The 12,821-nt window shown below is 70.6% G+C and carries 12 protein-coding genes and 2 tRNA genes; 4 read left to right on the forward strand and 10 right to left on the reverse strand.

Annotated features, from left to right (window positions below):
* The first annotated feature begins 102 nt into the window (after window positions 1–102).
* Complete coding sequence (locus tag LG395_RS35895) at window positions 103–1,065, forward strand: hypothetical protein (protein WP_225813091.1); 963 nt, start codon at window positions 103–105, stop codon at window positions 1,063–1,065.
* A gap of 84 nt (window positions 1,066–1,149) precedes the next feature.
* Here the strand turns inward: LG395_RS35895 and clpX are convergent, their stop codons facing one another.
* The 5 genes from clpX to LG395_RS35920 form a co-directional block, all read right to left on the reverse strand.
* The gene (gene clpX / locus LG395_RS35900) at window positions 1,150–2,436 is read right to left on the reverse strand and encodes an ATP-dependent Clp protease ATP-binding subunit ClpX (RefSeq protein ID WP_030648610.1); all 1,287 of its coding nucleotides are present in this window, start codon (window positions 2,434–2,436) and stop codon (window positions 1,150–1,152) included.
* Between the two features lie 171 nt (window positions 2,437–2,607).
* Window positions 2,608–3,273, reverse strand: coding sequence for an ATP-dependent Clp protease proteolytic subunit (locus tag LG395_RS35905; protein WP_030648613.1), 666 nt, complete (start codon window positions 3,271–3,273; stop codon window positions 2,608–2,610).
* 67 nt (window positions 3,274–3,340) lie between these two features.
* Entirely contained in the window at window positions 3,341–3,946 is a 606-nt protein-coding gene (locus tag LG395_RS35910) for an ATP-dependent Clp protease proteolytic subunit (RefSeq protein ID WP_051009690.1), read from the reverse strand.
* Window positions 3,947–4,220: 274 nt separating this feature from the next.
* Window positions 4,221–5,609, reverse strand: a complete 1,389-nt coding sequence (gene tig, locus LG395_RS35915; protein ID WP_171156344.1) for a trigger factor — start codon at window positions 5,607–5,609, stop codon at window positions 4,221–4,223.
* 194 nt (window positions 5,610–5,803) lie between these two features.
* Window positions 5,804–5,880 (reverse strand) — tRNA-Pro (locus tag LG395_RS35920).
* Window positions 5,881–6,038: 158 nt separating this feature from the next.
* On the opposite strand from LG395_RS35920, the gene LG395_RS35925 reads away from it, so the two are divergent.
* Window positions 6,039–6,109: transfer RNA gene (locus LG395_RS35925), tRNA-Gly, on the forward strand.
* A gap of 338 nt (window positions 6,110–6,447) precedes the next feature.
* On the opposite strand, the gene LG395_RS35930 is transcribed toward LG395_RS35925, so the two are convergent.
* Window positions 6,448–6,642, reverse strand: a complete 195-nt coding sequence (locus tag LG395_RS35930; RefSeq protein WP_030648672.1) for a hypothetical protein — start codon at window positions 6,640–6,642, stop codon at window positions 6,448–6,450.
* Window positions 6,643–7,082: 440 nt separating this feature from the next.
* Here LG395_RS35930 and LG395_RS35935 point away from each other — a divergent pair, with 440 nt between their 5' ends.
* Window positions 7,083–8,258 carry an acyltransferase family protein gene (locus tag LG395_RS35935; RefSeq protein ID WP_225813093.1) on the forward strand — a complete coding sequence of 392 codons (1,176 nt, stop codon included), beginning with the start codon at window positions 7,083–7,085 and terminating at the stop codon, window positions 8,256–8,258.
* Between the two features lie 41 nt (window positions 8,259–8,299).
* Here LG395_RS35935 and LG395_RS35940 read toward each other — a convergent pair whose 3' ends face one another.
* A complete protein-coding gene (locus LG395_RS35940) occupies window positions 8,300–8,746 on the reverse strand; it encodes an HD domain-containing protein (protein ID WP_225813096.1) in 447 nt (148 codons plus the stop codon).
* Between the two features lie 67 nt (window positions 8,747–8,813).
* Window positions 8,814–9,986 (reverse strand): PP2C family protein-serine/threonine phosphatase, encoded by a 1,173-nt coding sequence (locus LG395_RS35945; protein WP_171156339.1) that lies wholly within the window; start codon window positions 9,984–9,986, stop codon window positions 8,814–8,816.
* A gap of 160 nt (window positions 9,987–10,146) precedes the next feature.
* On the opposite strand from LG395_RS35945, the gene LG395_RS35950 reads away from it, so the two are divergent.
* Window positions 10,147–11,388, forward strand: coding sequence for a GNAT family N-acetyltransferase (locus tag LG395_RS35950; protein WP_225813098.1), 1,242 nt, complete (start codon window positions 10,147–10,149; stop codon window positions 11,386–11,388).
* Window positions 11,389–11,454: 66 nt separating this feature from the next.
* Here the strand turns inward: LG395_RS35950 and LG395_RS35955 are convergent, their stop codons facing one another.
* On the reverse strand, window positions 11,455–12,264 hold the full coding sequence (locus LG395_RS35955) for an Fpg/Nei family DNA glycosylase (RefSeq protein ID WP_171156335.1): 810 nt from the start codon (window positions 12,262–12,264) through the stop codon (window positions 11,455–11,457).
* Between the two features lie 31 nt (window positions 12,265–12,295).
* Window positions 12,296–12,784, reverse strand: a complete 489-nt coding sequence (locus LG395_RS35960; RefSeq protein WP_225813101.1) for a ribose-5-phosphate isomerase — start codon at window positions 12,782–12,784, stop codon at window positions 12,296–12,298.
* Window positions 12,785–12,821 lie beyond the last annotated feature (37 nt).

Here is a 12,821-nt window from a genome sequence, read left to right on the forward strand (position 1 = left end):
AAACGCCTTTGTTCTGTAACGGTGCGGCCCCCGGTGCCGTGCTGTTCGCGCGCCTGGGTCAGGATGTCAGGAACACATAAGCTTCTGGAGGGGAACCCAGGAATGAGCAACAACCAGCCGGGCCCGTACGGCCAGCCGCCCCAGCAGCCGGGCCCGTACGGCCAGCAGGGGCAGCCGGGTCCGTACGGCCAGCCGGGCCCCTACGGCCAGCCGCCGCAGGCTCCCCAGCCCGGCTACGGCTACCCCCAGCAGACCCCTCCGGCGCCGCCGCAGCCGGGTTACGGATACCCGCAGCAGGGCGCGCCGCAGCAGCCCGGCCCGTACGGCCAGCAGCCCGGCCCCTACGGGCAGCCGCAGCCGTACGGCGCGCCGCAGGCGCCGCAGCCGGGCGGGGGCAAGAAGAAGACGGGCCTGGTCATCGGCGCGGTGGCCGTGGTGGCGGCCGTGGCGGTGGGCGCGTACTTCCTGCTGAGCGGCAGCGGCAGCGGCGGCGTCGCGGACGACGGCCCCCACAAGCTGACGACTCCGGCGACGGTGCTGTCCGAGTACAAGAAGTCCAAGGGCGACAGCGACACCATGACGGCCAGCGACCTCAAGGACGCCGAGAAGTGGGGTGTGCACGACCCCAAGGACGTCAGCGCCGCGTACGAGGCGGGGGACCCGGACAATCCGCTGAGCAAGAAGGGGATCAACTTCGGCGGTGTCTACGGCACCATCGACGACCCCGAGAAGACCGTCGACGCGATGTTCGCGTGGTTCAAGTCCGAGTCCCAGAAGGACAGCGACAGCAAGGACGTCGCCCTGAAGGGCGAGCCGAAGGCGTACGACCCGGCCGGGCTCGACGGCGCGGTCCTCAAGTGCCAGCAGGCCACGGCCCCCACCGGCGCGGGCAGCGGCGGACCGAAGGACGTGACGCTCACGATCTGCGTCTGGGGCGACCACAGCACCATAGGCATGGTCATGCCGATGGACTTCGCCAACCTCGCGGCGGGCCGGGGCAGCGACCCGGCGACGGACGCCGAGCTGACCGCGAAGTTCCGCGCCGCGGTGCGCGTCAAGAGCTGACGCTTTCCGCGGCGGCGCGAGGAGGGGCCCCGGTCGGTCGACCGGGGCCCCTCTTCGTGTGCCTCGTGTGCGTGACGGCCGCGGTTACGCCGTCTTCTGCTCCCCCGAGCCCCGCCCGCGGGCGTCCCTCGGGATCAGGGTCGGGTTGACGTTGGAGAGGACCACGTCGGCCGTGATGACGACTCGGGCGACGTCCTTGCGGGACGGGACCTCGTACATCACGCCCTGGAGGACCTCCTCCATGATGGCGCGCAGGCCGCGGGCGCCGGTCTGGCGCAGGATGGCCTGGTCGGCGATGGCCTCCAGCGCCTCGCGCTCGAAGTCCAGCTCCACGCCGTCGAGTTCGAACAGGCGCTGGTACTGCTTGACGAGCGCGTTGCGGGGCTCGACCAGGATCTTCAGCAGCGCCTCGCGGTCCAGGTTGTGGACCGAGGTGATCACCGGCAGGCGGCCGATGAACTCGGGGATCATGCCGAACTTGACCAGGTCCTCCGGCATGACGTCCTCGAAGACGTCCTTGGACTCCAGCTCGCGCTTGGAGAGGATCGTGGCGCCGAAGCCGATGCCCTTCGCGCCGGCGCGCGCCTCGATGATCTTCTCCAGACCCGCGAAGGCGCCGCCCACGATGAACAGCACGTTCGTCGTGTCGATCTGGATGAACTCCTGGTGCGGGTGCTTGCGGCCGCCCTGCGGCGGGACCGAGGCCGTGGTGCCCTCCAGGATCTTCAGCAGGGCCTGCTGGACACCCTCGCCGGACACGTCGCGGGTGATCGACGGGTTCTCGCTCTTGCGCGCGACCTTGTCGATCTCGTCGATGTAGATGATCCCGGTCTCGGCCTTCTTGACGTCGTAGTCGGCCGCCTGGATGAGCTTGAGGAGGATGTTCTCGACGTCCTCGCCAACGTAGCCCGCCTCGGTCAGCGCCGTGGCGTCGGCGATCGCGAACGGGACGTTCAGCATGCGCGCCAGCGTCTGCGCGAGGAGCGTCTTGCCGGAGCCCGTGGGGCCCAGCAGCAGGATGTTGGACTTCGCCAGCTCGATGGCGTCGTCACGGCCGCTCGCGCCGCCGTTCTCGCCCGCCTGGACCCGCTTGTAGTGGTTGTACACCGCGACGGAGAGCGCCTTCTTGGCGGCCTCCTGGCCGACCACGTAGCCCTCGAGGAACTCGTAGATCTCGCGGGGCTTGGGCAGTTCCTCCCAGCGCACCTCGCTGGTCTCCGCGAGCTCTTCCTCGATGATCTCGTTGCAGAGATCGATGCACTCGTCGCAGATGTACACACCGGGCCCTGCGATGAGCTTCTTGACCTGCTTCTGGCTCTTGCCGCAGAACGAGCACTTGAGCAGATCGCCGCCGTCACCGATGCGTGCCACGGTGTGCTTCCCCTTCGCCTGGGAGACGCCTGGACGCTATGAGTCCAGCGGCTCCTGGTGCTGCCTTATGTCCGACGGTACCTTGCCGGGCCCGGTGTTCGGGCCCCCCTTGGCAGGGTTCACTTTGACGTGCACCGTGCCAAGAGGGGCCGGACGTGCGTGGTTGCGCTGTCAGCGGACCGCGCTGTTGTTCAGCTTGCGGGTGGAGATGATCTGGTCGACGAGGCCGTACTCCAGCGCCTCCTCGGCCGTGAGGATCTTGTCCCGCTCGATGTCCTCGCGGACCTGCTCGATGGGCCGGTTCGAGTGCTTGGCCAGCATGTTCTCCAGCTGCTCACGCATCCGGGTGAACTCGTTGGCGATGATCTCCAGGTCGGAGAGCTGGCCGCGGCCGGTAGAACCGGCCGGCTGGTGGATCAGCACCCGGGAGTTCGGCAGCGCCATGCGCTTGCCGGGGGTGCCGGCGGCGAGCAGGATGGCCGCGGCGGAGGCCGCCTGGCCCATGCAGACCGTCTGGATGTCGGGCTTCACGAACTGCATCGTGTCGTAGATCGCCGTGAGGGCGGTCATGTCGCCACCGGGGCTGTTGATGTAGATCGAGATGTCCCGGTCCGGGTCCATCGACTCCAGGCACAGCAGCTGCGCCATGACGTCGTTGGCGGAGGCGTCGTCGATCTGGACGCCCAGGAAGATCACGCGCTCCTCGAAGAGCTTCGCGTACGGGTCGTACTCGCGGATGCCCTGGGAGGTGCGCTCGACGAAGCGCGGGATGACGTAGCGGCTGTCGGGGCGGGGCCCTTCGTACATGCCGCTGGCGGCGCCGGGGAAGTTGCTCATGGGGTTCACCGTCCTGGTGGCGTTCGGGGGGCTGGTGTCTCGGCGGTGCGTGGCGTGGCCGGACCGGTCAGGCACCGGTGCCGCCGCCTCCCGGAACACCCGAGGCGTGCGTGATGATCTCGTCAATGAGACCGTACTCCTTGGCCTCCTCCGGGGTGAACCAGCGGTCGCGGTCACCGTCGCGGATGATCGCCTCGACCGTCTGGCCCGAGTGGAGGGCGGTGAGCTCCGACATGCGCTTCTTGGTGCGCATCAGGTACTCGGCCTGGATCTTGATGTCCGAGACCGTACCGCCGAGGCCCGCGGAGCCCTGGTGCATCATGATGTCCGCGTGCGGCAGGGCGAAGCGCTTGCCGGCCGCGCCGCCGGTCAGCAGGAACTGGCCCATCGAGGCGGCCATGCCCATGGCGATCGTCACCACGTCGTTCGGGATGTACTGCATAGTGTCGTAGATCGCCATGCCGGCCGTGACCGAGCCGCCCGGGCTGTTGATGTAGAGGTAGATGTCCTTGTCCGGGTCGGCGGCAAGGAGCAGCAGCTGCGCGGTGATCTTGTTCGCGATGTCGTCGTCAACCTGCTGGCCGAGGAAGATGATCCGCTCGTTGAGCAGCCGGTTGTAGACCTGGTCGCCGAGGCCACCACCGATGGAAGGCTCGCCGGCGGCGGAGGGCATCAGATTCGTCACGTATCCACCTGCTCGTCTTACGACGGCGCCGGGCCGTCTCATTGTTCTGCCTTTCATGGACCCTAACGCGACGTTCCCTCCGGGGAATCCCGGTAAGTGAGCTGTTCGCTGTGAGCGCAGGTCGCTCGGCGGGGGCGCCGGGAAACGCCCGCCACGGCCGCGCCGGGGCGGGCGGCGGGGTAGGGGTCAGGGAGATGGCGACGGGCCCCGGGGGAAGCCCCCAGGGCCCGTCGTAGGTGCCTCACAGGCGCCGCGGGGCCGCTCAGCCCTCGGTCTTCTCCTCGGCGGAGTCGGACGCCTCGGTGGCCTCGGCCGCGGCCGGCGCCTCCTCGGTCTCCTCCTCGTCGTCCAGGTCGACGACCTCGCCGTTGGTGTCCTTCACCGTGGCGGACTCCACCACGACGGCCAGGGCCTTGCCGCGGGCGACCTCGCCGACCAGGAGCGGCACCTGGCCGCCCTCGACGACGGCCTGGGCGAACTGGTCGGGGGACATGCCGGAGGAGGCCGCACGCCGCATGAGGTGCTCGGTGAGCTCCTCCTGGTTGACGTTGAGGTTCTCCTTCTTGACCAGCTCGTCGAGGACGAACTGGGTCTTGATGCCCTTGACCGCGGCCTCGCGGGTCTCGGTCTCGAACTCCTCGGCGGTCTTGCCCTGGATCTCCAGGTACTTGTCGAGGGTGAGGCCCATCTGGGCGAGCTGGTGGTGCTCCAGGTTGTGCTTGCGGGTGTTGATCTCGTCCTCGAGGAGCTTCTCGGGGACGGGGACCTCCACCAGCTCCAGCAGCTTCTCCAGGACGCGCTCCTGGGCCTGCGTGGCCTGGTCGAACTGCTTCATGTTGGCGAGGCGCTTGCGGCTGTCGGCCTTCAGCTCCTCCAGGGTGTCGAACTCGGAGGCCAGCTGCGCGAACTCGTCGTCCAGCTCGGGCAGTTCGCGGGCGGCGACCTGGGTGACCTTGACGGTGACCTCGGCCTCCTTGCCCGCGGCCGAGCCGCCCTTCAGCTCGGAGGTGAAGGTGGCCTCCTCGCCGGCGGACAGGCCCTTGACGGCGTCGTCGATGCCGTCCAGCAGCTCGCCGGAGCCGATGGTGTAGGAGACGCCGTTGGCGATGCCGTCCTCCAGCACCTCGCCGTCGACCTTGGCCTCCAGGTCGATGGTGACGACGTCGCCGTCCTCGGCCGCGCGCTCGACGGGGGAGGTCGACGCGAAGCGCTCACGGAGCTGCTCCACGGACTTCTCGATGTCCTCGTCCGTCACCTCGACGGCGTCGACCTCGACCTCGATGCCGGAGTAGTCCGGGATCTCCAGGGCGGGGCGGACGTCGACCTCGGCGGTGAAGTTCAGCGTCTCGCCGTCCTTCAGCTCGGTGATGTCGACCTCGGGCTGGCCCAGCGGGCTCAGCTCGGCCTCGTTGACCGCCTCGGTGTAGAACTTGGGCAGCGCGTCGTTGACGGCCTCCTCCAGCACCGCACCGCGGCCGAACCGCTGGTCGATCACGCGGGCCGGGATCTTGCCCTTGCGGAAGCCCTTCACCGTGACCTGCTGGTTGATCTTCTTGTACGCCGCGTCGAGGCTGTCCTTGAGCTCCTCGAAGGGCACCTCGACAGTGAGCCGAACCCGGGTCGGGTTCAGGGTCTCCACGGCGCTCTTCACGGTTCGGTCTCCTTGTGGCTGACTTCTCGGGTTCTGCCGGAGCCCGATGGGTCCGGCGGATTTAGCCGCCCGGAGGAGTACGTAGGCCGTGAGGGCCGGGACACACGGGCGCGCAGCTTGCATAGTAACCGCAGCCGGTCAGCGCCCCAAAAGGCGATCATCGGGACGTCGCCGAGCCGGACGTCACGAGCCGGTGGTCGGGGTGGCGGGATTTGAACCCACGGCCTTCCGCTCCCAAAGCGGACGCGCTACCAAGCTGCGCCACACCCCGTCTGGTGCGACACGTAGGGTACATGGCCGGACCCGGTCCGTCGGCCGCATTCTCCGGGCCGGACGCGCGGTGCGGCGCGGCCGGCTCGTTGGCCTCGGCGGCGGGCGACCCGCTACGATGCCTTCAGTGCCGCGGTCGCCGACCTGCGGCGCACTGCTGCGGGCGTAGCTCAATGGTAGAGCCCTAGTCTTCCAAACTAGCTACGCGGGTTCGATTCCCGTCGCCCGCTCTGGAGCCGAAGGCCCAGGTCAGAGGATGTTCCCCTCTGATCTGGGCCTTCGGTCGTACCTGGGGGCTGTCCGGTTCCGTGCCCCCGCCCCACAGGACTCGGCAGGGGCGGGGCAGGGTGGGGCGGGGGACGGGGTGCCGGGGTCTTGACCGGGTCTGCGCCCGCACCTCGATCCGAGGCGGCGCCGGTGCGCGCGGGACCCGTGGCCGGGTGCGGGTCGCGGGCGGCGGGGCGCGGCGCGGCCTGCCCGGGTGAAGGGGCGCCGTCCGTCCGGGGGCGGCGGTGGGGCCGGGAGCGGGGCCCCCGGCCGTTGTCCGGGCCCCGGCTCCCCCGCCGGGTCAGAACCTGATCGAGTTGATGGACTCCGCTATCGAGTTCAGGAACCGGTTGATCGACGGCGCCATGCCGGTCGAGGCGAGGAAGAAACCGAAGAGGATGGCGACGATGGCCGGGCCGGCCTTGATGTTCCCCCCTCGGATCAACACCACCAGGATGATCGCCAACAGCAGCACCACAGACAGTGAAATGGCCACAACTGATCACACCCTCGGTCGGTCCGCTCTCCCGGCCCGGAGGTACGGCCCGCGCACCCCCGCCAGAACCATCGTGCCACCAACACGCCCCCCTTATGCGGGTCCTGACGCAACGCCGGACGGGCACACATGCGCGGGACGCCTCGCACAGGAATGCGACAGGCGACGCGGTCACGAAATCCACACGAATTCACGGGACTTCGTTTCAATAACCACGCAACGCACCGGACGAGGAATCCACGTACGGGACACACAGGGCCGTATGCCCGAATTAGTCTGTATTAATCGGCACATCCGGGGCGAACGGACGACACCTGTGTGCCCATCATCACGCCCACCGAGATGGCAAGTTCGGCGAATTACGGGGTACCCGGGCGGGATAACCAGGAATGACAGTGCGGGTTTTACGGAATCCCACAGCCGACGCTAGGGTGCCTGAGATGTTCGACGCCGCAACGTCCCCCGGCCACAGCCGCAGGCCGCTCCCCCCGGCACAGCCGCCGGTGCGCGGGGTGCCCGACCGGCACACCCCGACGAGCGCGCGGGAGCAGTCGCGGACCGACAGACCGGGCAGACAGCGCGACGCGTTCTTCGACAACGCCAAGTACCTGGCGATCGTGCTGGTGGCACTGGGGCACTCCTGGTCGGCGATCAAGACCGACAACCGGGTCCTCGAGGGCCTGTACAACGTCGTGTACACCTTCCACATGCCGGCGTTCATCGTCATCTCCGGCTACTTCTCCCGCAGTTTCGACATGCGCCCGGACCGGCTGAAGCGGCTGGTCACCGGCATAGCCGTCCCGTACCTGCTGTTCCAGATCGCCTATTCGCTGTTCCGGCGCTACGCGGGCCACGCCGACGACCCGATCAGTCTCGTCTCCCCCTACTACCTGACCTGGTTCCTGTGCGCGCTGTTCATCTGGCGCCTGACCACACCCCTGTGGAAGCTGGTCCGCAGGCCGCTGCCCCTCGCGCTGGGCATCGCCATGGTCGGCTCGGTCACCCCGGGCCTCGACGACAACCTGGACCTCGGCCGGGTCCTGCAGTTCCTGCCCTGCTTCGTCCTCGGGCTGCTGCTGAAGCCCGAGCACTTCGCGCTGATACGCCGGCCCGCGGTGCGGGTGCTGTCCGTGCCGGTGTTCGCCGTGGCCCTGGCCGTCGGCTGGTGGTCCGTGCCGCGCGTGGACGGCGGATGGTTCTACCGGCAGAGCTCGGCGCAGGACATCGGTGCGCCCTGGTGGAGCGGGCCGCTGATGACGCTGGTCATGTTCGGCTGCGCGCTGCTGCTGACCGCCTGCTTCCTCGCCTGGGTGCCGGGCCGCCGCACGTGGTTCACCGCGCTCGGCGCGGGCACGCTGTACGGCTACCTGCTCCACGGCTTCGTGGTCAAGGGCACGCTCTACGCGGGCGGGTTCGACCTCGCCGAGCGGTACGGCGCCCTGGGCACGGTCGTCGTCACCCTCCTCGCGGCCGCCGCCGTCACGGTGCTGTGCACCAAGCCGGTGCAGCGCGTGTTCCGCTTCGCGATGGAGCCGAAGATGGAGTGGGCGTTCCGGGAGGACCCGGCCGAGGCGGCCCGCGAACGGCACAAGCAGCGGGAGACGGCCGGCGTCTAGCCGGTCCCGGTCCCCCTCCCCCTCTCCCTCGAGGACCTCGCTCAGGCTTCCAGGCCGAGAAGCGCGCGCGTCCTCGCGTACTTCTCGGCCAGCCGTTCGCGGGTCGGCTCGTCGAGCGCGGCGAGCCGCCGCGGGTCGGCGTTGTGCGCGAGGTCGGCCTCCTTCACCAGCAGCGCGCCCGGCGTGTCGAGGATGCGGCGCGTGTACGCCTCCAGCTCCTCGCCGGGACGCCTGGTGAGGGCGTCCACGATGGCCTTGGTGTGCGGGGTGAGGGGGGCGCGGGACAGCCACTCCCGGCTGAGCGCGTCGTCCTCGACGGAGTCGTGCAGCCAGGCCGCCGCGATCTGCTCCGGGTCACCGCCGCGGTCCCGCACTCCCCGGGCGACGGCCGCGAGGTGTTCGGTGTACGGCTGCCCCGCCTTGTCGGTCTGCCCCTCGTGGGCGGCCCGCGCGACGGCCTCGACCTCCGCGAGCGTGAGCTGGGTCATGGCTCCAGTGTCCCCCCGCCCCGCCTGCGGCGCCCGGTACGGAGAGCCGCGGCCCGGCGAGCGGGGGTCAGCGGCCGTTCGCCGTCGGCTGGCGGCAGATGAGGAGCAGGGCGCGGTCGTCGTTGACGTCCTTGGCGACCGCCTCGATGAGGTGCCAGGCCGCGCCGTGGAAACCGCCGGCCACGTAGCGGTCGGCCTCACCGGTCAGCCGGTCGATGCCCTCCACGATGTCCCGGTCGGAGGTCTCCACCAGTCCGTCGGTGAACAGCATCAGGACGTCCCCGGGGCGCAGCGAGCCCTTCACGGGGTCGAACTGCGCCCCGTCGTACACGCCGAGCAGCGGGCCCTCGGCGGCCTTCTCCTCCCAGCGTCCGCTGCCCGCGCTGAGCTGGAGCCCCGGGGGGTGCCCGGCGGAGTACAGCTCGTAGTCGCCGGAGTCCAGGTCCAGGACCAGGTGGATGGAGGTGGCGAAGCCCTCCTCCCACTCCTGGCGCAGGAGGTAGCCGTTGGCGGCCGGGAGAAAGGCGTGCGGCGGGAGGGAGCCCAGCAGGCCACCGAAGGCCCCGGACAGCAGCAGGGCGCGCGAGCCCGCGTCCATGCCCTTGCCGGAGACGTCGGTGAGCACGACCTCCAGCGTCCGGCCGCCGTTCGTGCGGGCGGCGACGACGAAGTCACCGGAGAAGGACTGGCCGCCCGCCGGGCGCAGGGCCATCTCGTGGTGCCAGCCCTGCGGCAGCTTCGGCAGCTTGCTCTGCACCCGGATGCGCTCGCGCAGGTCGAACAGCATGGTGCCGCCGCGCCGCCAGGGCACGCCGACCCGGCTGCGGAACTGCGCGGTCAGCAGCCCGAAGAAGCCGCAGGCGGCCACCACCAGGACCACGCCCGGGGTGACCCGGGAGGGGCCCTCGGTGTACGGGCCGAGGCGGACCGACTCCACGATCAGCGCGGTGGCCGCCGCCGCGTACAGACCGAGCAGGCTCGCCGGGCGCAGCAGCAGGCCGCCGGCGACGATCGGCAGCACCAGGGTGGCCGGGGAGCACCACACGGAGTCGAGGAGGGTCATGGTCGCGAGGACCGGGACCATCAGCAGCAGTCCGGCGAAGGCGATCCAGTCGGAGCCGTCCCCGCGGAAGTAGTCCACGGCACTTCTGCGCAGGCCGACGCGGGCCCGGTGCCACTGCATCTTCCACCGGGCCGTCAACGTCTCGGCCTTAGCGCGCCGCTGTCGTCCTGCTGCCATCAGTTCGCGACCCTATCCAGCGGACCGGCTGCTTGGCACGGGAGGTCCCACTTGTCCCCCTGTGGGATTCCGCTTGGCTGCCCGTCGGCCGGGTTCCGGCGGGCCGCTGCGGGGTCGAAAATCACTGGCTCGCCCCCCTTCGCCCTGATAGGCATGGCGCATGGGGACTGAGAGCGGGACCGAGTTGAAGACGCTGCGCCCGGAGGAGTTCGACCGGTGGTGGGACCACCTGGTCCGCGCCTTCGGCGGCGGGCCGATGTCCGCCGAGGAACGGGAACTGGACAAGTCGCTCACCGAGTTCGACCGTTCCCTGGCCGCCTGGGACGGTGACGCGCTCGTCGGCACGTCCGGGGCGTTCAGCTTCCGGATGGCCGTGCCGGGCGGGGCGGTGGTGCCCACCGCGGGCGTGACCATGGTCAGTGTGGCCGCGACGCACCGACGGCGCGGGGTGCTGACGTCGATGATGCGCCGGCTGCTGGACGACGCGCGCGCCAAGGGCGAGCCGCTGGCGGCGCTGTTCGCCTCCGAGCCCGCGATCTACGGCCGTTTCGGCTTCGGCGCGGCGACCTGCCAGCTCATCGCCGAGATCGACACCGGCCGGGTGACCCTGGAGGTGCCCGAGGGCACCGACGCGGTGCGCGTGCGCTACGCGGCGCCCGCCGACGTCCTGGCGGAGTGCGAGGCGGTGTACGCGGCCCTGGTGCCCCGGCGCCCGGGCATGCTGGCGCGGCAGCCCGGCTGGGAGCGGGTGGCGCTGCTCGACCCGGAGAGCGAGCGGGAGGGCGCTTCGGTGCTGCAGTGCGTGGTCGCCGAACGGGACGGCGAGGTCACCGGGTACGCGCGCTTCCGCACGAAGATGGGCTGGGGGCGGAGCGGTCACGACGGCACGGTGACGCTGGAGGACCTGGCCGCGCTCGATCCGGCGAGCGAGGCGGCGCTGTGGCGTTTCCTGTTCGGCATCGATCTGATGACGACGCTGAAGATGCGGGGACGGCCGGTCGACGACGCCTGGCAGTACCTGGTCTCCGACCTGCGCCGCTGCCTGCCGTCGACACGGGACGCCGGGTACGTCCGGCTGGTGGACGTGGGGGCGGCCCTGTCGGCCCGTACGTATCTGACGCCCGTCGACGTCGTCTTCGAGGTCGAGGACGCCTTCTGCCCCTGGAACGCGGGGCGTTGGCGGCTGACCGGCGACCCGAAGGGCGCGTCCTGCGAGCGGACGGCGGACGCGGCCGATCTCGCCTTGTCCGCGCGGGCGCTGGGCGCGGCGTACCTGGGCGGGGCGAGCCTGCTGTCGCTGGCGGCGGCCGGGCGGGTGCGGGAGCTGCGGCCGGGGGCGCTGACGGAGGCTTCGGTGGCGTTCGGCGCACCGGTGGCCCCGTGGCTCCCCCACGGGTTCTAGCGTCTTTCGTCCGGATCCGGCGTGATCCGGACGAGAGGTCCCGGGCCGGCGCTCCCGGTGGGCCGGTCAGCGTGTCTGGCAGGTCGGGCACCAGAAGAGGTTGCGGGCGGCGAGGCCGGCGGTGCGGACCTCGTCACCGCAGACGTGGCAGGGCAGGTTCGCCCGGCGGTAGACGTACACCTCGCCGCCGTGGTCGTCGACGCGGGGCGCTCGGCCCATGGCCTTGGGGGTGTGCTCCGGGCGGACGGTGTCGATGCGGTTGTCGCGGACGCCCTCCCGCATCAGCGCGACCAGGTCGGCCCAGATCGCGTCCCACTCGGCCGGGGTGATGTCCCGGCCCGCGCGGTAGGGGTCGATGCCGTGCCGGAACAGCACCTCGGCGCGGTAGACGTTGCCGACGCCGGCCACGATCTTCTGGTCCATGAGCAGCGCGGCGATCGTCGTACGGCTGCGGGAGATCCGGCGGTGGGCCTCGGCCGGGTCGGCGTCCGCGCGCAGCGGGTCGGGGCCGAGCCGGTCGTGGACCGCCCGCTTCTCGGCGTCCGTGATCAGGGCGCAGGTGGTGGGGCCGCGCAGATCGACGTACGAGGTGTCGTCGGCGAGCCGGAGCCGGACGGTGTCGGCCGGCGGGGGCGCCGGGGCGTCCCCGAAGCCGACCTTGCCGAAGAGACCGAGGTGGATGTGGACCCAGTCGCCGTCCCGGAAGCCCAGGAAGAGGTGCTTGCCGTGGGCTTCCGTGGCGGTCAGCTCGCTGCCGTCCAGGAGGGCGGCGGCGTCGGAGAACTTGCCCTGGGGGCTGGTGACGCGGACGGCCCGTCCCGAGAAGCGCTCGGCGTAGTCCCGGGCCAGCCGGTGGATCGTGTGCCCCTCTGGCACGGGTCCCTGTTCCTTCCGCCCCCTGGGGGGCTCAGTCCTGCTGCGGGTGGTGGGCCGGGATCGGCGGGAGGTCGCCCGTGGTCTCGTACGCCGACAGCATGTCGATGCGACGGACGTGACGCTCGTCACCGGAGAACGGGGTGTTGAGGAAGACCTCGACGAACTTGGTCGCCTCCTCCGTGCTGTGCATGCGCGCACCCACGGCCACCACGTTGGCGTTGTTGTGCTGCCGGCCGAGCGTCGCCGTCTCCTCGCTCCAGGCCAGCGCCGCGCGCACGCCCTTCACCTTGTTCGCGGCGATCTGCTCGCCGTTGCCGGAGCCGCCGATGACGATGCCGAGGGCGTCCGGGTCCGCGGCCGTCCGCGCCGCGGCACGGAGGCAGAAGGGCGGGTAGTCGTCCTGGGCGTCGTAGATGTGCGGCCCGCAGTCGACGGGCTCGTGGCCGGCGGCCTTCAGCCACTCGACGAGGTGGTTCTTGAGTTCGTAGCCCGCATGGTCGGAGCCGAGATACACGCGCATGCCACGAGTGTGACACGCCCGTATCGGGGCAGCAGCC

This window comes from Streptomyces spinosus (assembly GCF_020400655.1).
Lineage (GTDB): Bacteria > Actinomycetota > Actinomycetes > Streptomycetales > Streptomycetaceae > Streptomyces > Streptomyces argyrophylli.

Excerpts from the sequence above, each read along its gene's own strand:
- LG395_RS35895 (WP_225813091.1), top strand. The coding sequence starts at position 103 with ATGAGCAACAACCAGCCGGGCCCGTACGGCCAGCCGCCCCAGCAGCCG.
- LG395_RS35905 (WP_030648613.1), bottom strand. The coding sequence starts at position 3,273 with ATGAGCAACTTCCCCGGCGCCGCCAGCGGCATGTACGAAGGGCCCCGC.
- LG395_RS35910 (WP_051009690.1), bottom strand. The coding sequence starts at position 3,946 with ATGCCCTCCGCCGCCGGCGAGCCTTCCATCGGTGGTGGCCTCGGCGAC.
- LG395_RS35935 (WP_225813093.1), top strand. The coding sequence starts at position 7,083 with ATGTTCGACGCCGCAACGTCCCCCGGCCACAGCCGCAGGCCGCTCCCC.
- LG395_RS35940 (WP_225813096.1), bottom strand. The coding sequence starts at position 8,746 with ATGACCCAGCTCACGCTCGCGGAGGTCGAGGCCGTCGCGCGGGCCGCC.
- LG395_RS35945 (WP_171156339.1), bottom strand. The coding sequence starts at position 9,986 with ATGGCAGCAGGACGACAGCGGCGCGCTAAGGCCGAGACGTTGACGGCC.
- LG395_RS35950 (WP_225813098.1), top strand. The coding sequence starts at position 10,147 with ATGGGGACTGAGAGCGGGACCGAGTTGAAGACGCTGCGCCCGGAGGAG.
- LG395_RS35960 (WP_225813101.1), bottom strand. The coding sequence starts at position 12,784 with ATGCGCGTGTATCTCGGCTCCGACCATGCGGGCTACGAACTCAAGAAC.